The sequence below is a fragment of the Pasteuria penetrans genome (genome assembly GCF_900538055.1).
In the GTDB taxonomy this organism is placed as follows: Bacteria; Bacillota; Bacilli; order Thermoactinomycetales; family Thermoactinomycetaceae; genus Pasteuria; species Pasteuria penetrans.
On record NZ_UZAC03000001.1, the window covers coordinates 207,458 to 230,672 of the forward strand.

Sequence of the window (23,215 nt, forward strand, 5' to 3'; positions counted from 1 at the left end):
TAAATACACAATGCGAGCGGACATACCACGAGGGAAACACCTCCATACCCCCTTAGGATACGTAAGGGGCGAGAGAACAAACCCCATACCCTATGCATATAGTAAACCATTCCCCACAACAGGGGAGGTGAAGGCATTGTCACGTGAACATATGTACCAATCCGTTGCGAGGTCTGTGAATGGTATCATCGGGAGACCCGTTGTCACTGTATCCGCCCTCCAAACCCTATCACAGGAATGTTTGCATGTACGAAGGACGTACGGTCAATTGGAATTGATGCGCTTTGCACAGGGGATACCAAGTCGTTTCATGTCCCCTGCAGAAATAGAGAAATTACAATATGACGTGCGTTTTCCGGAAATAGCCAATAACGTTATTCGTATCGCCATGGGGGAGGGAATCATCAATACGCGGGAGGCCCGTATGTTACAAAAAATGCTTACCTCACATACCGGCAAGAAAGCCAATGGAAAACGAAGAATGCGTTGGTAATTTTTATACACGTCACCCGTGTACCCCTTTTCACCCGCTGCTGTTGGGGGCCCAGCTTCATGATGGATTATATGGGGAAGCGGTACACGGAGAAAGAGAGGCCTCAGGAATGCCCAGAGTGAAACAACGATTGGTAACCGAAACAACGACGGCACGACTCCGCCGCTGGATCCGCGAGGAGGTAGAATCACAATTACAGCGACACGGTGTTGTAACACCCTTTAGTGGGTACAACAAGGGAGCAAAACGAACCGAGAGCGCATGGACTCCTCCTTGGGAGGGTGAGGGACCTTCTAATCAAGGAAATGAACCAGGTGCTAACTTTACCTATCGTAACCCAAATTCATTTTCACCTGTTACCGAGCAACCCCAAACGTTGCCAGAAAACAACCCAGAACCTTATACACCCAAATCCCCCCGCATCAACAAACAACCCCCTACCCTGGCTAGACGACGAACCAGTACTCGACGACGACGGGCTAATTTATAAAAAATTATCCATTATCTAAACACTGTCCCTATCATCCGCCCCCTTTGCTACTGAATAACTACGATTTATTGGTAGTAGCACAAGGGGAATTTTCCATTTCATTCGGGAATGAAAGATCAAGAGAAAATATAAACATTCCCCTTCTCGTACCGAATCGATCATAATTTTATTACCCATAAGGGGGCTGTTAGCCCCTCTATGAGTCTACTAGGACCGATGGCCCCCGGGTTCGTGTGTGGATTCTCGAAAGGAATCCCCCAGGGGTACATTTCTTCTATTTATATGTATTTTAAAACTATGATTATTACATATAAAAAAATATAAAAAGAACCCCTCGGAACCGTATCATTTTTCATGGGGAATGCCCTCCCAATAGATCCTAGTTATCTCTTCCACAAACGAATATCTGTTGAATCATCGAACCACTCTCTCCCATCGCCCGATAGATTGCATTCGATCACGTACGTAAAATCCCCAGGGAAGTCCCTCCGGGGATTTTTAGAGGTTCACCGTACCCAAAGGAGATCCCCTCTGAACCTAAATCAATAAAATATAGTTATTTTTTATAAATATAGGAGTTAAAACCAATTCTTTTCCCTTCCACTCAGTATCTTGGCATGTTCTACCTAAGGTGCCCAATGAATGGGGCTTTCCAAATATAGATCAGGTGGGCGGAACCCCTAACCCCCCCACTACAGCATACGCGACCAAGAACCATCTTGTCCTCTATATACAGAGGTACCCGGTATCCCCCCTTGGTTCCCCTGCGCCTAACAACAATCGTCCACACATTTTACTACGTCATGGAATGGAAGAAAACCTATCTACTATCCTAGCTAGTGGCACATGGTATACGGTCGGAATGAATCCAGGCTCTCTTCCATACAATAGGGGGACGCAGCCACACAAACGTCTAGCAGGCCGATCGTCCCCGTATCGTGAAAAAAACAAGAGATACCGGAGATTCTCGCACACAGGAACAGACTGGATCGTGTAGCTATGAAAATTCGTAATGGAAATGGAGCAAAGAAGAACAGCCCGCCAGATTGGTTCCGGAAGGATCAAGTGGAAAGTCCTACAAAAAGGATCCCGTTGGGGGGATTCCGACCCCCAGGGACCTACTAAATGATAGTACCACGCCCATCCAATGATAAAAAACCTTAATTTGTATACTTGCAAAAACATCAAGATGTATATTACAATTTATTTATATTATTTATTATATAATAAAATTATATTTTTATAATAAACGATCATCCGATCATCTTATAATTATAACCTTGCTATCATTATCATATATCAAATGATAAGGGAGATAAATAAGGACAAGTATTTATTAAAATTCTCTCCCGGAGGTGGAATAATTGATATGAAAAAAAATAAATTTAAATATAATATAAAAATTTTAGGTATAACTGTTGTAAGTACATTATCGCTCTGCCTCCTGCCACAGGATCATCTATTTGCAGAGGGACTGCTCCGAGACATGGTACTAACCGGGAGCAACATATCTGTAACCCATATAACGGACTGGGTCAAAGAAAAGATTATGGGACTTATCTCAGGAATGTTCGAACAACAACCGCAACAGCAATCACAACAGCAATCACAACAACCGCAGTAACAATAAAGAACAGAAGGTCCTCTTATCCATGGCGGTGGAACACCCTTCCTTTGCGATGATCCCTACCCCTCACGGAAACTCTGGCTCCCATCGAGAACGTAACTGGATCCCGTATACTTGCGAGGATTTATTGGCATATAGGGGCATAGGACTTTGGTATTGCTCCAAAACAAAAGGATGAGAGGATTATTATTTTTAAAAACACGTAGTATATAATTTGGTAGTAACATATCTAAACTCACCTGGAAGACATTTAGAAGACGTTCACAGGGGGGCAGATCTGGTATGAAAAAAAATAAATTTAAATATAATATAAAAATTTTGGGTATAACTGTTGTAAGTACACTATCGCTTAGTATCCTACCACAGGATCATTTATTCGCTGGATATTTTGGGGATCTGATGAAAAGTGAGGGGAGCATAATCATAGATCACACCCTGGGTAGTATTTCACCCGAAATAGCGAAATTATGCAAAGACATGCTCTCAAAGTTCCTCTCCTAGGGGGGCCAACCATCCCCCTGAAGAACCGTACGATTTCCTGTGTGGAACATACCTCCTCTATAAATCCAGTCACACCTCTGGACAAAATAATGAACAACATAATTTATTATCTGTTCCTAGTTTATGCCTTCCAGGCTACTACCTATAGTCATAGAGTTTCCTTCCCTTTTTCCACCATGAATTCGAACCAGCGTGGGGAAAAGAGGGGAACCCCCTAAAAAACGCCGTAACAATGGGGATTGGGTGAGTTGGGGGCAGAGCCATTTCGTACCATGCCCTTAGATTAAAAAACGGGGACGGTCAGATCTTTCTGTACGGAACCTCCATACGTCAAAAAACCCGCTCCAGTAAGGAGCAGGGTTTTATTTTTTTAAAAATGTTAATTGGGAATCCAACCCGAACCCTTGTATCTATCTTTCTCTATACCTTTCAGGCCTCATTGGGTATGATTTAATATATATTCATAAATGCATTTATATTGTTATTTTTATTTTATAATTATGAATATGATACAAGGATTGCCCCTATCGTGTCAGATTCAGATGATGATGATCCCCATAATGTGTACTTGTGAGGCCTGTAAAACCTTGTTGGGGGTTCCCAAAGGCCCGGTAACACTTGCACACTTGCATTGCAGTGTTAGGGATTCCGTCCCTTCCATTAGACCCAGGGGATTGGGAAGTTCCACTGGCACCCATATCATACCCCGGTGGTGTATCAGACCTTGTGGAACCTAGGGAGAGACTAGCGGGAAATCGCTAACAGCTGCGGTATCCGGATCAGGACTGGGCCTAAATTGTACAGACCCTTGCGCGGGGAATCCGAAACCCAGGGAGGCAGTGGCACCTGTTTTCGGAGATCCTTGTATACTCATGGGACCTTGATAAACCGGGGGACCAACAGGGGTACCCACAGTGACGCCCCCGGAATCTAATCGAACCTACATTCAGGAATTCCGTACATCACCTACGGGATCCCCTAGATTCTTCCCCCGAGGGGATCAGGAATGTGGGCTAAGAGGACACCGGGGAATCTGGTACGGTGGTAAGCCGGATACCACCAGGACGTATCAAACCATTGTAGCCATTTTCTATAACAAAAGCTGATTATGCCGTATCCATAATATCCCATTGCAACATTCAATAGTTTGTTTTGCCAACGAGGCAAGGATGTTCCCCAATTCTTGGCAATCTCCTTTCCATCCCTTTATACATATCTCCATAAGACTCCGACAGTTTTTCTCGACACGCCCTATTCTAAACTCAAAACATTTTTCCTTATCAGAAATTTCTTCATCAAAGATTAGATCCCCTTCCTTGAATGGGAAAATAAAGGGGGATTTTTCCATCCTCAGTCCAGCTATGTGGGCTGCTCTCTCTTGGTCCTCTGTGCTGCGAAATCCACCTTTCCAATCAGCCCAGCGGCTTATGAGCCTATTCATACTCTCAATCCTATTAGTATTCAATAAAACCCTAATAATTTCTGGATTACTAAAAAACTTGACAACATTCGTATGTGATTCTATATTTACACATAAGTATTCTATAGCGTCTTTCATTTCACTACCGTAGGTGGACTCGGGGGCGGACTTGAGAAGCCCAAATCTTTCCCAAACCTCTTCCTTGGTGGTGCCTTTTAAGACCCAGTAAGCTGCCTTCAAAAACACCGATCCCAATGGTCCTTTCAAACATTTCGGGATCTTTTTTCCTAGGTTACGAGTGAGGTGGACACCGCAGTAATGCAGCTTGGCTTGCGGAAATATCTTATCTCGTAAACCGGCGAACGACCGATGACGGTCGCTCAACATTAACTCCACATTCTTTGTAGAGAAACCCCACTTCACCAGTTCCCCAACAAGCAGGGCATAATTGTCGGTAGATTCACTGTCCACGCTCTTACAACCCAAATATACCAGCTTGATGCCCTCGTCATCTATGAAGATCCCGAGGGCTGTAAGTACGGGTTTTCCCCGTTTACGCTTCTTTTTCCTCTTACCCTTATGGGTGATGATGTCAGTGTGATCATAGGAGGCATCCAACATGATGCCAAAACATTTATAACCGCTCAAATCCTGGTTACCAAAAGAATCTAGCCTGTTATAAAGAGGTTGGATATGGGATTTTAGAGTGGATGGCGAGATCTCGATACCCCTTGCCTCATACAAGAGTTCGGATATACTCTGAAATGATATGCCTCTTATCCAAGAACCTTCCACTAATTTGAGATCACGATATCCCAAAATACCCGAATCGCCAATCATTTGAGTGGTAACGGCCTCACGCAATTGAGGAATGCGTATTTTCAACCCGTTTCGTTCACGAATGGTGAACCCATTACGAGAGTTTCCGGGCATCATTCCATGGTTATACCATTGCTCAAAGCACAAACCTAGCTCTATAGCGTGCTTTAAACCGTTTGTACAAAACTCCTCTTCAATATCATCCACCCTATGATTCGTTAGTGGGGTTCTGATGAACGTAGAGAGAAACATCCTTGTTGATTGTTTGGGATATGTAGTAATAAACTGGTGCATTCGAACAGCCATGTCGTTATCCCCTAAACAAATTTTAGCGGCTTTTGCCAGGTGGGAAGCTATCTCACGTTCCTCCTTAGACACTGTTATGTCGTCTGATCCGTAGATTGCATCTGTAGATAATATCCTTAAGAGCTTTTGGTCTCTCTTCCAGATTACCGCTGCTCTCTCCCCCTGGGCTTTGGATCCCCCCTTCTTAGCGTTGTTTTCCTCCTTTTGTTCTTTCAATGACTCATTGTTGGGCTTTGGACACCATTTTTCAGCAATAGGGTCCTCCCCCTCTTTCGACTGTTGCTGTTCAAAACCCTGTTTACGATCATTGGGCCGGGAGGGGGGTGCTCCCTCACGTTCGAATTCCTCTGACAACGCGCAGAGGGATTCTCTTACTTTCCTAACCCTATCCCTTTGTTCAACAGGAGTAAGCGGGGAATTCTCTATTTCTCTTGCCTCTTCAACAATATATTTCAATTGCGTTGGATCCCCGCTGGCTATGAAGTCCCCATAGCTGTACTGCAGAGGTGAAACATGAAAAAGGGGCTGGCTTGACGGGTTGTCTTTTCGGGAAATTGTGGTACAATGACGTGGAGTGCTCATTTCTTCCTCCCCTTTCGAAAGTATGTTTAGACTTTGGTGGGTTTGAATATCTTAGACAATAGGGTGTGAAGTATTTGGGCACTCTTTTGTGTGCGATTTCTTGCGAACCATGTTTTTTCCCATTCCCTTTACCATCATTTCGGTAATAACAGCGAACATTTGCTACAATATACACTGTAAGATTATATTTTGCAAGACGTATTTCTATATGAATTTGGCCTCACGGATAATTGCAAAGATCTACCTTGACAAGGGTTGAATATTATGGTTTTCGTAATTCGATGTTATTTATACAAAAAAATTATGAAATTTTATAATAAACAAACAATATCATCGTTTAATATAGATATAAAATTACTATAAACAGGTCCTGAATAGATAGATACAGGATTTGGGTTGGATTCCCAATTAACATTTTTAAACAAATAAAACCCTGCTCCTTGCTGGAGCAGGGTTTTTGACGTACAGAGGTTCTGTACAGAAAGATCTGACCGTCCCCAATTCACACCCCCAATGGGATGCTGCCCCCTCCTGTCCATTAACCTGAGAATATATTGGCATAATATCCACCGTTACCCCCTATATATAATTTTTTAAAGGATGGATTCAATATATTTTTCCTGTGAGGGGGGCTGTTGATCCACGTATTGGCTAGGGCATCAGCAGAATTTTGTCCTTGGGCTATATTTTCTCCCCATGGATTAGAGGATTTACCATTTTTTCTTAGGATGTCCCCACCTGATCCTCCCACATCGTGGCTCATGTTCCTTGCTTTTGCCATAGAACCTGCCTTCTCTTGTCCAGGACCTTCCGTAATAATTTCAAGTTTGGGGAGTCCATTCTTTATGCGATAATCGTTGATATTTTTAGCTGCCCCCTTGGCAATTTCTACCGACTTAGTGTTCCCTGTCGCAGTACTCTCCCCCGATTTCTGCTGGTCAGATGCATTTTCTTCCTTTTGTGGGTTGGTTGCCCCCTTTTCATTCGTGCCTTCTTGGTTCGTCTCGTGTGCATTGCCCTGTTGAATTCGTTTACATTCGGATAGGACCTTGCTAACTTCCTTCCTTACTGTAAGTTGATTCTGCAGTTCCGATGGATTGTTTATATAAATTTTCCTTATTCTATCTTTAAATTTTTCCTTTATTTCTGTTATACGTGTTCTTTCCGTGTATTCCTCCCCAGTGTTTTCTGGATAACTTTTCAATTCATTACCAAATATTACATCAGATAATTTACTTAATTCTGTATCTATTTTTGATAAATTTTTTTCTGATTCGGGTAAATTATTTCCATTTTCCTTCGATATTCTAACAATACGATCCGTGAACCTTTGTACTTCCTCCCTTTCTTTTGTGAATTCCCTACTGGAATATAACTCTCCAGTATTAGCGGGCTTCACAACCCCCTCATTTCCTCTGTTTTGCTGATTTGGGTCTATAAAGTAATTTTGTGTATCTTTAGATGAACTGTTTCTGTTTTCCCTTGATATCCCAGTAAAACCTTCCCTGGTGTTTTCTGATTTTTGACTTTCTGCCATGTGTTCTCCATAGGAGTACAGTTCCCTAGCGTTAGCAGGTTCTGTATTCCATTTATTCACTTCGTTTTTCTGGTTTGAATTTATACTATAATTTTGTATATTTTTATATGAACTATCTTCGTTTCCTCCTGATATTCCAACAGTACTCCCTTTACTGACCGTAGGTGTTGATAAGCCTTTAGATAATGGTTGTGAGGCCCTAGCGGGTAGAATAACAGTAATAGGGGTTGCTAGAGAAAGACTCATAATGAGAGCTAGGATTTTGGCATTTTTCTTGTTCTGGATTGAATTCATATATTAATACCCCCCCGTTGCATTTTTTATTGTAAATTAAATCAATAAATTTACAATAAAATAATTATTCTTTTTAAAAAATATAATTTATGTGTTCGTACAACATATTATATAATAAATAAAAATAATATTCAATAAATATATCAATGTTATTTGATAGTACTTGTTTTTTTCATTTCAATCCCTTCTGCAGGAAATAAATCGGCATGATATTTCGTGATGAACAATTTATTTGTATTATTATGTATTAACTAATGATACCTATCTATCGTTTTTTTAAAAAATAGCAATAAATAATTAAAAATACATACATAATTTCTAGCCCCAGAACAGCCATTCGCACAAACGATCGGATCTTGGCCGTATACCGAACCTGACGATTCATTGTCGGAAAAAGGGCTCTTGGCCAAACTTCGGACCTGGGGGTTCAGTCTCAGGAGTGGGGGCTGGACCATGGTTCGATAGCTCAAATGTATCGTGGTAGGTTTCTGTGTCTACATCTGCCTAGATTCGGATTCTCCCCCACTGTATTCCAAGGTATTCTTGTGGGAACACAGTAGTACATATGCGTTATTTTTATAAAATTTAAGTTTTATATGTTATAATAATTGGCAACTCACCCTCTATCAGGGAATAAGGGGTTGTCGAGATGAAAACAGAACTAGATTTCCCAAGGCCCCCTTTTTCGGACGAAGTGAAAATCATGAAAATAGAGAAATTAGGACCCACAGGATCAGATAAAATGAGAATTCGTTATATCCTAAAGTCCATTGTCAACCGTCCATCCCCGGGAATCAGGTGTTCCTGTGAGGATTCGGGAAATTTGGGACAAAAATTTGTAAGAGCGGGATTCGACAAGAAACGGAAAATAAAACACGGCATCCTTGGCTTATGGGAAATTGAATCTGTTATGAAACCCCAACGATGGAGATGTACCTACTGCGAGAACAAATTCAATCATGTGTATGCATTTGTTGGGAAAGGGAAAAAATATGCAGATTTTTGTGGGGAAATGTTCTCGTCAACGGCAGTACTATCTTCAGCAGCGAAAGCAGCAAGGTTACATGGAATACCGGTGAGAACAGATTATACCCTATTTTTTGATGAATTTCTTCCTAGAAAGAGAAAAGAACTCGAGGAAAAGGCCATTAGGCAGGCCAGGGAACAGGGACGTTGTTTGACCATCAGTATAGATGATACATCGACAAGGAACAAGCTATTATCTATGATACAAAACTTGGGTCTGTATTGGCTGTGATAAAAGGCCGAAAATATGAGGAACTTATGGACTACCAGAGGCAAAATCACCACCTATATGAACTTGATCCAGCGGTTATTGCCATGGACCGAGCCCCTATCTATACTAAGTTTGCTCTATCGGAATTCCCCAACGCGCTTATTGTGTTGGATCGCTTTCACATCATCAAGAATATAAGGGATCTTACCTTACACCCTCCTCTGAGAGTCACTCTTAGGGATAAGCGATTTGCCCCCACCATAAAGGAATTGTTACTTGACCTACTATGGAAAAATTATCGGGAAGAACTTTCCGATCAAGAGAGGAATATTCTTAATGAATTACTTAGTTGTTCGGAAAAATTAAAGAATAAGTATGAATATATTACATATTTGTTAGCATTTTACAAGAAAAAAGAGAAATTCTTCCCCCATGATTTCTTTGTTTTCCGCTGGCATTTGTCTTGTCATCTGCACTGGAAATGGGTGGACTGTATGTATAAGGAACTCGAAAAAAGGGTTCGTAAAGGACGCCCTGAAGAAAAAACACAGAGGGTTACTTCCTGACTATTAGGCCCCCTGGTATAATAGACCTGGAGCGGCATAACAGGAGCATGTTCCCCATGGGGGGTAAACATGAAAGCAGCTCGAAAAAAGTTCTCGTTAGAATTCAAGCAAAAGGCGGTTGATCAGGTCAAAAGTGAACAACATATTGCCCAAGTGTCCAGACAATGCGACGTTGCTATCAGTACAATCAGTAGGTGGGTTAAAGAGGAAAGACAGGAATCCTTCGCTACCGGGGAAAAAAGCGTCGATCCTCCCTACCAGCCAACAAAGCTTATGAACGGAAAATAACGGCTTCCAACCAACTCTGGGAGATGGATATTCAGTATAAACGACTTGCGGATCATACCATGGTTCAAGTTTTTAGCATCATAGATGTTTTTGACAGAAGTATTGTCTTCTCTGATAGCTATCTGTCCTGTAAATCAAGGAATGTAGTGAAAGGGGTTCAGATGGCTCTAAACAAATATGTTGGAAAAGGGGAGAACAAGCCTGTAATACGAACAGATAATGGTTCCCAATTCATTAGTCATGAATTCTATGGTTTCGTTGGGGCGGAAGAAATCCATCATGAACGAATACCTAATAAATCACCCAACCATAATGCGCATATTGAATCCTACCATAGTATTGTAAAAAGTGATCTCTATGACAGGTTTGAGTTTCGCAATTTTGAGGAATTCCATAAGGAACATGTTGCGTTCGTAAGGCATTACAACGAGGAGTACTGTCATGGAAGCTTGGGGTATTTGACACCACACGAATACAGGAAAATCATAAAGGACCCCCGAAACCAGGGTCTAATCAGGACTGTTAAGGTTATATAAATTTCTCACTCCAATTGCATAATCTACCCTAATAAGATCGAATTTTGATAAATATAATAATACATTTTTTATTATATTTTATAATGTTAGTATATGGTGTCTTTAATTGCGTTTAAAAATCCCGATTTCAGGCCAATTTCATCTATTTTTTATAATTTATATACTTAATTTTAGGTAATAAATGTTAATGAGATTTGTTTTATTATTTATGATTTGTTTTTTACAACAGGTAATAAATGGGGTCATTGGTTTCGATCAAAAATTAGTGGTTGAATGATAATCCATAAATACAAGTCTGTTTCGTCCTGAAATAGGCTGCTTTTCCCAGCGGGGCCGAGGGCTTACCTAGCACCTACCCCTTGGATCGCTTTTTTCGGTTTTGGGTGTATCGAAAAGTTGGCTCGGGGTGCACTATAAATTACATTTTGCCTACGGTTTCGGCGGGCAATTTCCTACTTTGGATTACTTTCAGAAAATCGGACCTGATGAGAACGAATGGGGCTAGAGTCGGGGGTTATATGAAGTAATATCATAAAAATGGTTTATAAATTTGGGAATCATTACGAAGAAAATGGGGCATCGGCTTGCTTTGTGTCGCACAAGACGGATGGTAGGGCTATTTTGCCATGGTGGGTTGAAAATAGGGGGTTGACCCGCTGAATCCAAGAGGCTACTCCTGGAAAAAATATTTCATCTTGCAAATTAGCATAAACTTGGGGAAGCCTACGAGTTTATAGAGGATGTTGGAAATCTGCACGCTCTCATCAGGGTAGGATTACAGCACGACCACAAGAACATTAGAAAAGGTGCAGAAAGCCTACAGAGGAGCAACAGTCCATTGCAAATTACCATCGAGGAGACAAGGCTACCCATGCTCTTATAGAGGGAAAGAACTGTGCCACCAAGCTTGACTTTCGCCAATGTTTTTGGGTTTGGATTTGGAGGAACTATGAGAACCTTGCTATCGTATGTTGCAATAGCCACCTGGAAAACGATCAGGGGGTAAATTGCTGGAATATTTCATAAGATTAATATAGTGTTTAATACACATAAAGTAAAATAAAAATACATTCAATAATTTTGGATACATAATTTATTCCCTAATAGGGAGTGGGTTGCCCATGATTATAACATATAAAGATTGAATGTTTATAAAAATAAAGTATATGTCCTACTATGTTCCCTCTAGAATACCTTGGAATACAGAAGGATGGTGCTGGTGCCGTTAAAAAGGTTCACAATTGTTTCCTGAGGTTCGAATAAAAATGGAAAGTGGGCTTTTGCGGATTCATAAAAATAACTACATAAAATTTTATGAAATCATACTATCTATAGAAGCTCGGTTCCCTAATTATGGTTAGGTTACCGATATTATAATAATATTCCGAATATATAGTCAAAATAGGATATGACCCTACCTTCCTTACGTACATTCGAAACAACTTTATATGTATTACCTGAAAAATACCCTCAAAGAAACTTGAAGACCATCTGTTATTCCTATACAATCCTCTTTATACCCACTATAAAGGGAGGTTGATAACAGATGGTCTCAGGGTATTGTACCATAGAACAGTCGAACTTGGAAGGGGTAGAGGAATGGATTGAATGCTTCGCGAATAAGTGGCGCTGGTGTTCCACCAAGGAAGAAATTAAACTTGCAACCCTTTGCGAGTATTATGAGAAACATGCTTCATGGTACAAGGAAACATATGCCGATTATCATAATACTATCGGTCAACCCTGCAAGGATATCCTTTTTACCATAATCCTGGAGTCCATTAAAGAAACCTTTGGGTGGACAGACAGGGAATTGATCGAACGTATTCCACGGGAAGGAGTGTTCTTTGAAGCTCTGGGGGGCAAAAAAGGAAAGCCCCTTATAGGTAGGAGAACATTATACGAAGGCAGAAAACGGTTGTTGGCATACGAGGAGAAAACAAAATGCAATGTTACACAGGACTCCTTTCAGCACTTCACCACCTTCCAAAAGTCAATAGTAGGTATGACATCCACCTGCCGTAGAATGGATAGCACGCTAATCAACAGCAACATAAGGAAATTGACCCGTAATGACGTGATCTATCTGGTGGCGAAAAATGTGGTTTGTATCTCGGCTGAACTCCTGATTCCCCTCCCCGCGGAGTGGGGGGTTTTTCTGGAGAAGGGGTGTAAACTAACAGACATCGATAGTCGGCAATCATTGGGCTATCAGCCTCCCCTTCCCCCCAAAAAAGGGGCAACAGCAAGGGATCATAGGACTGCAGAGCTAATTGGGGTTTGCTTGGCTGTAAGGGAACAGGTCTCCCACTATGACAACATCAGATCAACCAAGGAGTATGCATTGCTGGAAAGGGTGATCTGGGAACAAACTGAGGAGGATGAACAAGGAAATCTCAGGATGCTCTCCAAGGTGCGTTCTGGTAGTCTACAAAGCCCTTATGATCCTGATGCTCAGTACAGGAAGAAGAACAAACAGGGGGATATTCCGGCCAAATCGTAGAGGATCGTGATGGAGAGAAGGGAGTAAGCCTAATTTCCTTCTTTGATATGGAAGGTTCCCTTCATCCAGATACGGCCTTTGCGAAGGAGTACATAGAAACATGGGTTCCCCATGATGGAATGCGGTTGTGTGCCGATGGGGGGTACTACAGCCATGAGATAAGCGAACTTGCCCAATCAAAGGGTATTTCGCTATGCTTCACCAATATGACGGGCCGAAGGGGGAACCCCGATAAATTGAGGGCAAGCACGTTTGTGCGAGACAAAAGAACAAAGGAAATTACACGGTGCGTGGCAAACAAGGAACCCGAGAACAGCCAGTACAAACCAGGGAGAAAACCAGGGAGCGGGACCAGTGTGGCTTATTTCAACGGGGAGGATTGCAAGAAGTGCCCCTTTGCGGATCAGTGCATTGGCAAACTCAACAAAACAGGGGGAAGAACCATAAGATTAACCGACCGAACGTACTCGGCGGCGGAGCAAAGAGATCAATTGGAGGAGACAAAATATAGGGAAGCAGGGAACAGTCGTGCGGCCATTGAGGGCGTTTGCTCCGCACTAAAAAATGCTTACGGAGCTCGCCGACTTAAGGTGCGTGGTGAACGAAGAGCTAGGTTGACAATGTTCGCAAAGTGTGTAGCGTATAACACATCTCAAGTCTCCGAATATATAGTAAAATTTATAAGAATAAGAAGGAGAGAAGCCATATCGTGATGAGCATATCTAATAATTTAAAAAATTCATAAAATAATCGGAACTATAGGCCGGTCTATTTGGCGTGCCAAGATGTGCGGAATAAGGCATTCATTTCCGCGATCATGGGTTCAAAAACCGAGTTTCCATGGTTATAGTAGAAATACAACCATAATCGTTACGTTTCACACATATCTAGATCAAAACATTCATACTATTCAATTTTTTATTTACATTACAAATTATCCATACATATTATACAGAAGTAATTCATTAACTAATAGCAATCAATATATATCATTTTGAAATATAATTAATATCGGAAAAAACCAAATCAACTGACTTTTAATTCCAGCACCAGCACCAAGGATAGAATTAAAATCTAGGCATATGTAAACATAGGATCCTATCACGATACATTCGATCTATCGAATAATGGTTCAACCCCCACTCCCGAGACCGAACCCACAGGTCCGATTGCGGCCAAGACCCAATGGATCATTAGACGACGCAGGAAAGGCCCCTACACCAAATTTGGGATGCAACCCAAAAGTGTTATACAGAAAAATTGGGATAGTTCCAGCCTCCCCCTGTCTGCACTACACACTCACTTCTCTCTTTCTTCCCATGGCAAGCTATCTCTCTTGGCTCTTGATTCCATCCAATTCAACCAGGCAATACTGGCTTCATAGGAGAGGAATAAAAACATCATAAAAATACAATTAAACCATGAAAAGTCACCAGGTGATAGCACCGCGGAAAAAATAAGCAACAAAAAATATGCGATTTTTCTCATCCGCCTCAATTTTGCCGCTGTGATAACTCGCAAGCGGGCAAGAATCCATACGAGGGCAGGAATTTCAAAAATAAGACCACAAGGCACCACAACCATGAAAAAAAAACGCAAAGCATGTTCAATGTCATACTGCATGAGCAGACCGCTGGAGCGATTGTACTCGCCAGAGTAGTTGCGTGCCCATGGGAAGACAAACCAAACCCCTAAAGAACAACCCAAGAAGAATAAACCAAGCACGGTAGGTACCCAAACAAGGGCCAAATTCCTTTCCCGTTTCGTTAAACCTGGTACAATGAATCTCCAAGTCTGACAAAGCACTACAGGTAAAGCAGCTAAAAAAGCTATGATGAAGGAAATGTGCAAACTAGACTGTAATCCCCCCATAGGATTACGAGTAATTATATTGTAATTAGGGTAGGCAAACTCCAAAAATATTGGTAAAATAGACTGCGAACATAATAAAATTGAAATAAAAATAATAGAAATAGTTAGTAAAGAAATCAATACCCTCCGCCGGAGCTCCTGCACATGATCCTCACACCAAGCCGGTTGTTGTCCCTTCTCCTGGTTTTCGATTGTTGTATTCACGGCCATCTCTTGTATTACCCAATCCGGTTTTAAGGGCTCCCTTTGTCTATCTATATCTTTATATAATTTTACCATTGCTTACCTCCATATATTCAGCATACAACTCACCATTGGGATGTCGGGTCAACTGAAGTGGGCATATCCAAATGACCGGCTGACGTGTGTCAAGAAAAGGTAGGGTAGCACCCCTGTCCGGTAAGAATCGGGGAGATCAGCGAAAGCAAACCGTTCGATGACGCATTGAAAGTCACAAGCCCATGTCAAAACCGATGTCAGCAATCTAGATTCGGGATCAACCGAAGGAGGAGACCTATTTACTACCTCGGTGACACGCGGTATATAGACGAGATAGACCCGATTTAGGTCCTTGTATAGAACTTGAGAGACTGTGTGCCAAGCTGGGCTGGGTACAGAAAGGATGAAGGAGCAGGCTCTCTAAAACCGATCGATCGGTGGTAGGTTCCAAACCACCCCAGCGCGGCTCATGGTAAGGGCATGATAGAGATTGTTTGTGCATTGATGGTGGAAAGTGTTGCCTATTTTTCCGAAGAGGATGTATATTTCCGGGCTTATGGTAAGTTGGCTCACCACCCCTAGAGGAGCTTGTGAGCGGAGTGGTGAGCCAGGGGGTAAGAAAGAAAGCGTGCTTGATTTTGCTTTTGGGGGGCAGAGGCTCAAGAATTGGATTGGGAAATGCCTTGGGGATATAGACCGCCCTGGCTGGCATATCGAGTGTTCTGTCATGATTCGTCATTATTTGGGTAACATGACTGACATTGTAATGCTTGCAAGTAGTTCGTTTGAGTAATCGAATCTTCTCCAGCATGCGAGGATAACAGCAACTTGATGCTTTAGATGCCTGGTTTACACGGCATGTGTGTGGGACACTGGGTTTGCTTCCCATGCATGTTTCAGGATGTGAAAATAGATCCATTATCTTCTTACTATGGTTTTCTCAGGGGAATCTAAGACTTTATGAATAAGACAATGGATGATGACAAATGACTCGACGATATTTTACCTTATTTATTGTAATTTGTAAATAAAGGGAAATTTTTTCTATGTTACGTGTGTTGCTCCCCGCCTACCAGTGACCGGCAGACGAACAGAAGTCTTTTAGATGAATCAGATCGAACCAGTCCCCCCTGTGTGGCAAGGCTCCTCGATATCTCTCGGCTCTTTACGACCTAGCGACGATCAACAGCCGCTAGGCACCTTCACGACGGATTCCCCAGTTGCACAGGAAAAGCCTGTGTTTATCCTACCTGTACACCCCATGCCGCTGGGACAGAGTAGATAGCCGCGAATCCTTCCGTCCATCCCTTGTGCCTCCTTTCCCCTTACTCTATGCTAAGTGAGGGTATGGTTCATATCCTATCTCCAACTGCATAGGGGGAATGTACTCATGCGTATCATAGCGGGAACCGCTAAAGGAAGGCGCCTACAATGCCCTCCTAAGAATGTGCGTCCCACTAGTGACCGTGTCAAGGAGGCCTTATTTCATATCCTAGGCCCTTTTTTTCCGGTGGTACCCTACTCGACCTCTGTGCCGGCAGCGGTTCCCTTGGCCTAGAGGCGCTGAGTCGGGGTATAGAAAAAGCCATCTTTGTTGAACACAATACAGGCACATGTAAAATTCTACTTCACAATATCCAATCCACAGGATTCCAACATCGATCAACGGTTCTCCCCTATGACGCACGGAAGGCCCTACGTATACTATCCCGTGCACCCCATCGTTTCTCCCTCATTCTCCTGGACCCCCCCTACAACTCCCCATTACTCAGGATTCTACTTCAAACCATAGCAACCGGCCCCCTACTTTCCCCGAGGGGACAAGTTGTCGCGGAACACGCACACGATCAGATCCTACCGGAGCAAATCCATTCCCTGCATGCTCGAGCACAACACAAATACGGTTCCTCTGTTTTCACCATGTACCGAAACTAAAAAAATAGATCGCCAGGGGGAATGATCCCATGCATATTGCCATCTATCCTGGTAGCTTTGATCCGATCACATACGGCCATCTGGATATTATCATGAGAGGTTCCCGGATTTTTCAAAAACTAATTGTGGCCGTTTCCGTCAACAGCGCAAAGGAACCCCTTTTTTCCATACCAGAACGTCTCGAAATGCTAACGGAGGCTGTCAAGAACTGGACTAGTGTCCAAACGGACAGCTTTGAAGGACTTCTCGTTGACTACGTTCATAGACAAAACTCCCGAGTCATCCTACGCGGTCTAAGAGCCACCTCGGATTTTGAGTATGAGTTGCAAATCTCCTCCCTCAACCGTCAGATTGGCGGAACCATCGAAACCCTATTTTTGATGAGTGACAGTCAGCACTCTTATATAAGCTCAGGAATGGTCAAGGAGGTAGCCCAATATGGGGCACCTCTCCACGCCCTCGTTCCCCCCCATGTAGGAACTGCGCTCCGAAGCAAATTTCAACAATGAGAACGCAGAACCACTCGCTAGCGGGTTACCCATGAATACCGCCTCCGCAAACCCATCAGCCACAATATCCCAATCATAATCCATAAATAATGAGCCCCATGAAATTCCACCACCCCAGTACTTGGAACGGGAGAAGAAACAGGCAAGACAACGGGAGGAAGGGAGAAACAAAGGGCCAGCCCCACAGTAGACAAAATAGCAAGAAAAGCATGTCCCAAACGCGCTAGACAATAAACACGATAACGAAGATCCGTACCTACCAATAAGCTAGCCACTTGGGCATGGATACAAAACCCACCAAAAGCAGCAACCGCCGCTACAGCCCCCAATCGAATCAACAAATCAACAGGCTGGGCCACTATGTCATGGATTCCCAAAGTCATTTCCACGCCCCCAACAAGAACAGGGACTACCAAAGAAGCCATGGCAGAATCTTGCTGAACCAACCCATGGTGGATCCATGAGAAAAAACCTACGAATTTCACAAGATGAAGAATAGCCGAAAATGTGGTGAGTATACCAAGTAAAACCAACATGGTTTGCATAGATCGTTCGGCTGCTTCCCGGAGAACAGCGCCAAGGGAGAGCTGAGGGGATCGAAGAACAGCCATAACACCGTCGTCCTGCCTATCGCAATTCGACACCGAGGGTTCCCTGCGAGTAGTCCGCCATAGGGTACAGCGGAGAAGAAACAAAAGGAGTAAATTTCCAAGATGATGTCCACCAAGTAAATGAATAGCCAATTCAGGCCTCTGGAAAAAACCCGCTGCCACAGCACCACATAGAAATAGGGGACCAGAAGTACAAGAAGCTACAAGGATTCTCTCCCCCTCCGACTGAGTAACCCACCCCTCCCTCCGCAGACGAGCTGCAAGTAGAGCCCCTGTGGGGTTACCCGACATCCACCCCAGAAGCAACACAAGGGATCCGGATCCAGGAATGCCCAACAGGGGGCGAAAAATAGGGGTAACCCACCGACCTAGGTTTTCTATAATCCCAGAGTGGAATAAAATCTCCGCCACCACAATAAAGGGCAAAAGGGAGGGCATAATCACCTGCCACCACAACCTCATACCGTGTAGAGAACCCTGGATGGCCGGCTCGGGATGGGAAAGCAATAGAAGAGCCATCCCGCCTATGATCACCGCATGGACACCTTTTTGGTATCGCAAAGCCCTCCCCCCTATGTAGAACATCCTCCCATAGATAGAAAGACTCGCCTTATTTTATGATACATAAAAAAAAACTGAACACGAAAACGAAAAAACCATTGGGAATACAACCTGGTAAACGCAAGAGACGACGCCAAATCAAACAAAAGAAAATGGTTCCACCATAGCTCCAACAGCATTGCTGACGGCCAAATCACCAGGTCATCGATCCATGGGAACCGGGGTAACGATCCCTTCCCATTTCTAAGGCCATTCCCCTATATACATAATCATTATAATTTAAAATATTAGGATTCTAACCCGTGACTCAGGAACCGAATGAGAAGAACCCCCATGGGTCCCCCAAAAACATACCCCAGCCTAGTCGTACGGAGATATCCAGAATCCATGATCAACTTCTGGAGGAGGAACGCTATCATGATCAGGGGGAAGAAATTGTACTAAGGAAAAAACAAACCACATAGGAACATCCCCCGCTATTCCTAGGAATGTCGTACATTCCCCCAAAAAGGACCATGATACGGTACCAATGTTGCAGCCATGCCATATTCTATCTCCATTCCGTACCCCCATCCATGTCATGCAATCCATTTGAATCCCCTTTTCAATTGTTAAAATTATTGTAATAATAAAAATATTTATACATAATTTTAAAAATAATGATTTTTATAAATCAAACAATCAAAATACATTCCCACACGTATTCTGTCCCCCCTTCCCATATTTTTTAGCATTGTTCACAATAAAACTAAGGAGCGTACACCTATGAGTTCTTCGGAAAAAAACGAAATACCGGGATTACACCCCCCCTTTCTCTCCCGTGAAGAAGCCGTCAACTTACTCATTGCCCCCCTGATTATGGAGGATTTGGGTTTGACCAAACGCATGCTGGAAAACCAGAATCAGGAACTAAAAAAATTGGTGGATATTTTTTCAGAAATAACCGAAACACCGATCACAGTGGAGGACATATTGAAGGCCAGGACACGCCTGAGTCAACTCCTAGATACCCTCAAAGGCAAGTACCCCACGCCCCACACCCATTCGGTGAATGAGAAGGATGTAATAAATGAAACAACAGATTATAATGAAGAAAAAACGGTAAAACAATCGAATAACAAGGATAAAACAAACGAACGGGAAGAAATCGGAGAAACAGAAAATCAGGATCACCCGGTGAAAAAAACGCGTGATACGGATCATGATCCCACCCGTGAGGGAGAAAAAAGGAGAACCTATTCTCCAGGGGGACGGGAAGAAGGAACCACGGGAAACACGAAAAAAGCAAAATCAACAGAAAAGGTGTCGGAAAAGGGAATACTATCTGAACGTTTTGATAAAAAAGACAAAAATACTAGTTTTAGGGAAAAACATACCCAGGATGATTTTCAAAAAACGGTCGATCATGGATACAAAACGGAAACAGAGGGGAACCCTTTGGAAAACCATTCAGAAATGAAACGGAAATCCAATCCCACAAAGGAATCCACAGAAGAGGAAAAAGGTGCGCAATCCCTCACAAAGAAATCAGGATCCAAATCAAAATCCTTTACCAAAGACAACCCAAACAGGAGAGAAGAGACACCCCAAAAACACAATCCCGAGGCAAAGGAATCCAACCCGAAAAAATACACGGGGACCGAATTATCCTTCGAGAAAGAAAATTCACAAGAATCTAAAAATGGATCCCTGATATTGGACACAGGAGACTCAACCCCTCCTACCAAAGCGAAGATGGAAAAAAATACCTGGGGAAAGTCCAAGAGGGCGGAAGAAGATCCCTCACATGGAAAAAAAACAGAGGAATACGGGGAAGGATCCGTACCATTGGATTCTGAAGGGGCCACAACAGGGAAAACCAAACACAGAACCTCCACCCATACTACAAAAGATAAGAAAAAATCCACCAGTACCAAGAACACAACAGAAGGTGAGAAAACAGCGGGCCTTCATGATCATCGTCCCGATCCATCATCCAAGGCTGGGGAAACCGAAGAAAATCTCTCTCTCTCCACTAAACCAACACTTGCGGGAAAAAGGGGGGACAGCGGCGACAGAAACAGCCACCACCCTAGAACCAAAAAAACACCCTTGTTTGGAGAAGATCAACCCACCACTGATCTGCATAAATCCAAGGAATATGAGGAGGAATGCGGATGTTCCAGGGACAAGAAACCCAAACCAAAACCACCTAGCCCAGACATACCCCCACACCACGGAGGGAAAAAAGGAAATATAACCCCCAAAAAAACCGAACAATCAGCAGAAAATAACATCATATCAAAATATAAAAATGATCTATCCGCAAAGGAGGAGGATACGCTCATCGTAGATGGAGATGGAGGGGAATGTACCACAACAGATTCACCATTGCAAAAGAAAAAACAGAATCAACCACCATCGACCGAAACCCTGCAAGAAAAAACCATTCCCTTTCCAAAGACCCCCTCCCACACAACCAAACCATCAAAAGTATCCACACCACACCCTACCCGAACGGAACTGAAACACCCGAAAACCAAGGAAACAACCAACCGTTCCACCACCCCGACATCGACATCGCCATCCCAAAAGAAAAATTCCACCCACTCTGCCAAGCCCACCGGGACCCCCAACGACATCCCCCCACCTACAGAAAAAAAAAGATAATTGAGGAAGACGTACCCATTCGCACATGGGACAGAAAAATAGCGAATACATCCATAAACCCATCCATGGGGGAAGAAAGGAAGGAGGAACAAAGCAACAAAAAAAATAATGTTGATACTTCTACAGATGATTATTTATTAGAATTGATCAATTATATAGAATTTCATAAGAAAAAAAGAGAGAAAGATTCCACGGCCAACGTATTCGTCCCCCCTGTAGAAAATAACCTAAGTGATGTCGTAATTCACAAGACCGCCGCCCATCAAGAAAATTGCAAAGAAGAGAACCCCCCCGGGGATAGCGATTCCGCTGAACATATTGGGGAAAAAAAGGAAACCATCCCTGAAAACACCTACCCGTTGCCCCCAAAAACCATGGCAAACCCATCCCATGAAGACAAAAGCAATCCCCCCTATCATGGGGAGGGAAAAAGTACCCCAAGTACCATCGGCCCCCTTACCCCTTCTTCGATCGGAACCCACGAAAATCCCCCCCTTACAAGGGGTACATTGGAGGATCCATTGCGGAGAATGGATCCTCCAATACCATCTCCCGAGAAAAAATCACCCCACAGGGAAACGAACAAAAAAATCGAGAATTCCGGATGGAACCCTATATCGTCCCATTCGGAGGGACGATTGAGCGAATTCCATAACGAATTCCATCAAGGGAGAGGGAGGGCCCCAAGAGACCAAGGTTCTACCAGGGAGACTGTATTCAGAAATACCCATACAAATCCTGGACGATCCAAAAAAATCCTAGGTATACCACCCCCAACCACCAAATCAACGAAAACGACAGAAACAACTATACTACCCGGACCCGGGGGCATAGCAGGAGGCCAACGGATCGGAAGAAGAAGAACAGCCAAGGACCAAGCAACACCCACGCCCGTCGAATCTAGGGAAACAATGAGCCCTAGAATAGGCGAGGAAAAAATAGAGGATCACCTCGTCCTAACAACAAAACAGACGGGGTATAAACCAACGAACCCGTCGGAAACCAAAGGGGAATGGAATCGTACAGTACTCCAAAATTTCAAAACCAAACCTAATGATCTCCCTGGACCCCCAGGTCCTAAGGGAGAACGGGGAGATCCAGGACCCGTAGGCCCCCAGGGACCTAGGGGGAAAACCGGTCCACCCGGCCCGCCAGGCCCGAAGGGAGAACAGGGAGATGTAGGACCTACAGGACCCCAAGGAACCCACGCGCTGTCTACCATGGTGGATAATTTGTTGGTTTCGGCCCATTCGCAATCCTTACTAGTGAAAATGCCCATTGTATTTGACCAAATCATCACGAAAAATGGGGAAGCTATTTCCTTTACCCCAAACTCTTCTATCATCCATCTAAAACCTGATCATACCTATCTCGCTCTCTGCTGGACATTGGCCGGATTCGGTTTCTCTATCACCCTCAATGAAAAATCTGTGGTGGAGGGGCTAGGATTGGGAAATATTACGATCCCAGCTGTCTTCAACACACCCCCAGGTGAACCAAGCCGGTTGCAAATCATCAATACGGGAGGCGTCGCCTCCGATCTCAACAACGCCCATCTCGTTGTCATCAAAATCTCCTGAGGTACCCCTCCTATCTCTAGCCATGCGAATAGGAAACACGTGTAGGAATCAAAATTCTTGGTTGCATCCCAAATTTGGGA

20 protein-coding genes and 1 pseudogene are annotated in these 23,215 nt (G+C 43.4%); 15 read left to right on the forward strand and 6 right to left on the reverse strand.

The features are described 5' to 3' along the window. Positions 1-136: 136 nt before the first annotated feature. From PPRES148_RS00850 to PPRES148_RS00860, 4 genes are all read left to right on the forward strand, one after another. Positions 137-493, forward strand: coding sequence for a hypothetical protein (locus PPRES148_RS00850; protein ID WP_149452797.1), 357 nt, complete (start codon positions 137-139; stop codon positions 491-493). Between the two features lie 109 nt (positions 494-602). Continuing rightward, entirely contained in the window at positions 603-983 is a 381-nt protein-coding gene (locus tag PPRES148_RS00855; RefSeq protein ID WP_149452798.1) for a hypothetical protein, read from the forward strand. 1,486 nt (positions 984-2,469) lie between these two features. Beyond that, the gene (locus PPRES148_RS10310; RefSeq protein WP_187820306.1) at positions 2,470-2,607 is read left to right on the forward strand and encodes a hypothetical protein; all 138 of its coding nucleotides are present in this window, start codon (positions 2,470-2,472) and stop codon (positions 2,605-2,607) included. Between the two features lie 285 nt (positions 2,608-2,892). After that, on the forward strand, positions 2,893-3,111 hold the full coding sequence (locus PPRES148_RS00860) for a hypothetical protein (protein WP_149452799.1): 219 nt from the start codon (positions 2,893-2,895) through the stop codon (positions 3,109-3,111). A 1,090-nt stretch (positions 3,112-4,201) separates the two neighbouring features. Here PPRES148_RS00860 and PPRES148_RS00865 read toward each other — a convergent pair. Beyond that, the gene (locus PPRES148_RS00865) at positions 4,202-6,238 is read right to left on the reverse strand and encodes a transposase (protein ID WP_149452800.1); all 2,037 of its coding nucleotides are present in this window, start codon (positions 6,236-6,238) and stop codon (positions 4,202-4,204) included. Between the two features lie 538 nt (positions 6,239-6,776). Further along, positions 6,777-8,069 (reverse strand): CAP domain-containing protein, encoded by a 1,293-nt coding sequence (locus PPRES148_RS00870; protein WP_149452801.1) that lies wholly within the window; start codon positions 8,067-8,069, stop codon positions 6,777-6,779. A gap of 649 nt (positions 8,070-8,718) precedes the next feature. On the opposite strand from PPRES148_RS00870, the gene PPRES148_RS00875 reads away from it, so the two are divergent. The 6 genes from PPRES148_RS00875 to PPRES148_RS00900 all read left to right on the forward strand — a co-directional run bounded on the left by PPRES148_RS00875 (position 8,719) and on the right by PPRES148_RS00900 (position 13,912). Beyond that, the gene (locus tag PPRES148_RS00875) at positions 8,719-9,327 is read left to right on the forward strand and encodes a hypothetical protein (protein ID WP_149452802.1); all 609 of its coding nucleotides are present in this window, start codon (positions 8,719-8,721) and stop codon (positions 9,325-9,327) included. Further along, positions 9,324-9,872, forward strand: coding sequence for a transposase (locus tag PPRES148_RS00880; RefSeq protein ID WP_246142940.1), 549 nt, complete (start codon positions 9,324-9,326; stop codon positions 9,870-9,872). Before PPRES148_RS00875 ends, PPRES148_RS00880 begins: the two co-directional genes overlap by 4 nt. A gap of 69 nt (positions 9,873-9,941) precedes the next feature. After that, positions 9,942-10,160, forward strand: a complete 219-nt coding sequence (locus PPRES148_RS00885; RefSeq protein WP_149452804.1) for a transposase — start codon at positions 9,942-9,944, stop codon at positions 10,158-10,160. Beyond that, positions 10,157-10,696, forward strand: coding sequence for an integrase core domain-containing protein (locus PPRES148_RS00890; protein WP_281289966.1), 540 nt, complete (start codon positions 10,157-10,159; stop codon positions 10,694-10,696). The genes PPRES148_RS00885 and PPRES148_RS00890 overlap by 4 nt, the downstream gene beginning before the upstream one ends. Positions 10,697-12,242: 1,546 nt before the next feature. Beyond that, on the forward strand, positions 12,243-13,199 hold the full coding sequence (locus tag PPRES148_RS00895; RefSeq protein WP_149452806.1) for a hypothetical protein: 957 nt from the start codon (positions 12,243-12,245) through the stop codon (positions 13,197-13,199). 47 nt (positions 13,200-13,246) lie between these two features. Beyond that, on the forward strand, positions 13,247-13,912 hold the full coding sequence (locus PPRES148_RS00900) for a transposase (protein WP_149452807.1): 666 nt from the start codon (positions 13,247-13,249) through the stop codon (positions 13,910-13,912). Between the two features lie 586 nt (positions 13,913-14,498). On the opposite strand, the gene tatC is transcribed toward PPRES148_RS00900, so the two are convergent. Then, a complete protein-coding gene (gene tatC / locus PPRES148_RS00905; protein ID WP_149452808.1) occupies positions 14,499-15,350 on the reverse strand; it encodes a twin-arginine translocase subunit TatC in 852 nt (283 codons plus the stop codon). A gap of 478 nt (positions 15,351-15,828) precedes the next feature. Between tatC and PPRES148_RS12475 the strand changes: the two genes are divergently transcribed. Beyond that, on the forward strand, positions 15,829-16,083 hold the full coding sequence (locus tag PPRES148_RS12475; protein WP_246142868.1) for a hypothetical protein: 255 nt from the start codon (positions 15,829-15,831) through the stop codon (positions 16,081-16,083). A 389-nt stretch (positions 16,084-16,472) separates the two neighbouring features. On the opposite strand, the gene PPRES148_RS12705 is transcribed toward PPRES148_RS12475, so the two are convergent. Further along, entirely contained in the window at positions 16,473-16,595 is a 123-nt protein-coding gene (locus tag PPRES148_RS12705; RefSeq protein WP_281289883.1) for a hypothetical protein, read from the reverse strand. A gap of 85 nt (positions 16,596-16,680) precedes the next feature. Between PPRES148_RS12705 and rsmD the strand changes: the two are divergent. Continuing rightward, positions 16,681-17,225, forward strand: a pseudogene (gene rsmD, locus PPRES148_RS13190) (16S rRNA (guanine(966)-N(2))-methyltransferase RsmD). Positions 17,226-17,254: 29 nt separating this feature from the next. Beyond that, a complete protein-coding gene (gene coaD, locus PPRES148_RS00925) occupies positions 17,255-17,734 on the forward strand; it encodes a pantetheine-phosphate adenylyltransferase (protein WP_149452810.1) in 480 nt (159 codons plus the stop codon). A gap of 17 nt (positions 17,735-17,751) precedes the next feature. Here coaD and PPRES148_RS00930 read toward each other — a convergent pair whose 3' ends face one another. Further along, positions 17,752-18,906 carry a nucleoside recognition domain-containing protein gene (locus PPRES148_RS00930; RefSeq protein WP_187820309.1) on the reverse strand — a complete coding sequence of 385 codons (1,155 nt, stop codon included), beginning with the start codon at positions 18,904-18,906 and terminating at the stop codon, positions 17,752-17,754. A 765-nt stretch (positions 18,907-19,671) separates the two neighbouring features. Between PPRES148_RS00930 and PPRES148_RS00935 the strand changes: the two genes are divergently transcribed. Beyond that, positions 19,672-21,555: a hypothetical protein gene (locus PPRES148_RS00935; RefSeq protein WP_149452812.1), complete on the forward strand. Its 1,884-nt coding sequence runs from the start codon at positions 19,672-19,674 to the stop codon at positions 21,553-21,555. 227 nt (positions 21,556-21,782) lie between these two features. On the opposite strand, the gene PPRES148_RS00940 is transcribed toward PPRES148_RS00935, so the two are convergent. After that, the gene (locus PPRES148_RS00940) at positions 21,783-22,037 is read right to left on the reverse strand and encodes a hypothetical protein (RefSeq protein ID WP_149452813.1); all 255 of its coding nucleotides are present in this window, start codon (positions 22,035-22,037) and stop codon (positions 21,783-21,785) included. 48 nt (positions 22,038-22,085) lie between these two features. Between PPRES148_RS00940 and PPRES148_RS10320 the strand changes: the two genes are divergently transcribed. Further along, on the forward strand, positions 22,086-23,135 hold the full coding sequence (locus PPRES148_RS10320; RefSeq protein WP_187820894.1) for a hypothetical protein: 1,050 nt from the start codon (positions 22,086-22,088) through the stop codon (positions 23,133-23,135). The last annotated feature ends 80 nt before the right edge of the window (positions 23,136-23,215 follow it).

What these genes read in the sequence shown, in the direction of transcription:
- PPRES148_RS00855 (WP_149452798.1), top strand. Translation starts at nt 603, where the DNA reads ATGCCCAGAGTGAAACAACGATTGGTAACCGAAACAACGACGGCACGA.
- PPRES148_RS10310 (WP_187820306.1), top strand. Translation starts at nt 2,470, where the DNA reads ATGGTACTAACCGGGAGCAACATATCTGTAACCCATATAACGGACTGG.
- PPRES148_RS00860 (WP_149452799.1), top strand. Translation starts at nt 2,893, where the DNA reads ATGAAAAAAAATAAATTTAAATATAATATAAAAATTTTGGGTATAACT.
- PPRES148_RS00865 (WP_149452800.1), bottom strand. Translation starts at nt 6,238, where the DNA reads ATGAGCACTCCACGTCATTGTACCACAATTTCCCGAAAAGACAACCCG.
- PPRES148_RS00870 (WP_149452801.1), bottom strand. Translation starts at nt 8,069, where the DNA reads ATGAATTCAATCCAGAACAAGAAAAATGCCAAAATCCTAGCTCTCATT.
- PPRES148_RS00875 (WP_149452802.1), top strand. Translation starts at nt 8,719, where the DNA reads ATGAAAACAGAACTAGATTTCCCAAGGCCCCCTTTTTCGGACGAAGTG.
- PPRES148_RS00885 (WP_149452804.1), top strand. Translation starts at nt 9,942, where the DNA reads ATGAAAGCAGCTCGAAAAAAGTTCTCGTTAGAATTCAAGCAAAAGGCG.
- PPRES148_RS00895 (WP_149452806.1), top strand. Translation starts at nt 12,243, where the DNA reads ATGGTCTCAGGGTATTGTACCATAGAACAGTCGAACTTGGAAGGGGTA.
- PPRES148_RS00900 (WP_149452807.1), top strand. Translation starts at nt 13,247, where the DNA reads ATGGAAGGTTCCCTTCATCCAGATACGGCCTTTGCGAAGGAGTACATA.
- tatC (WP_149452808.1), bottom strand. Translation starts at nt 15,350, where the DNA reads ATGGTAAAATTATATAAAGATATAGATAGACAAAGGGAGCCCTTAAAA.
- PPRES148_RS12475 (WP_246142868.1), top strand. Translation starts at nt 15,829, where the DNA reads ATGTATATTTCCGGGCTTATGGTAAGTTGGCTCACCACCCCTAGAGGA.
- PPRES148_RS12705 (WP_281289883.1), bottom strand. Translation starts at nt 16,595, where the DNA reads ATGGACGGAAGGATTCGCGGCTATCTACTCTGTCCCAGCGGCATGGGG.
- coaD (WP_149452810.1), top strand. Translation starts at nt 17,255, where the DNA reads ATGCATATTGCCATCTATCCTGGTAGCTTTGATCCGATCACATACGGC.
- PPRES148_RS00935 (WP_149452812.1), top strand. Translation starts at nt 19,672, where the DNA reads ATGAGTTCTTCGGAAAAAAACGAAATACCGGGATTACACCCCCCCTTT.
- PPRES148_RS10320 (WP_187820894.1), top strand. Translation starts at nt 22,086, where the DNA reads ATGGATCCTCCAATACCATCTCCCGAGAAAAAATCACCCCACAGGGAA.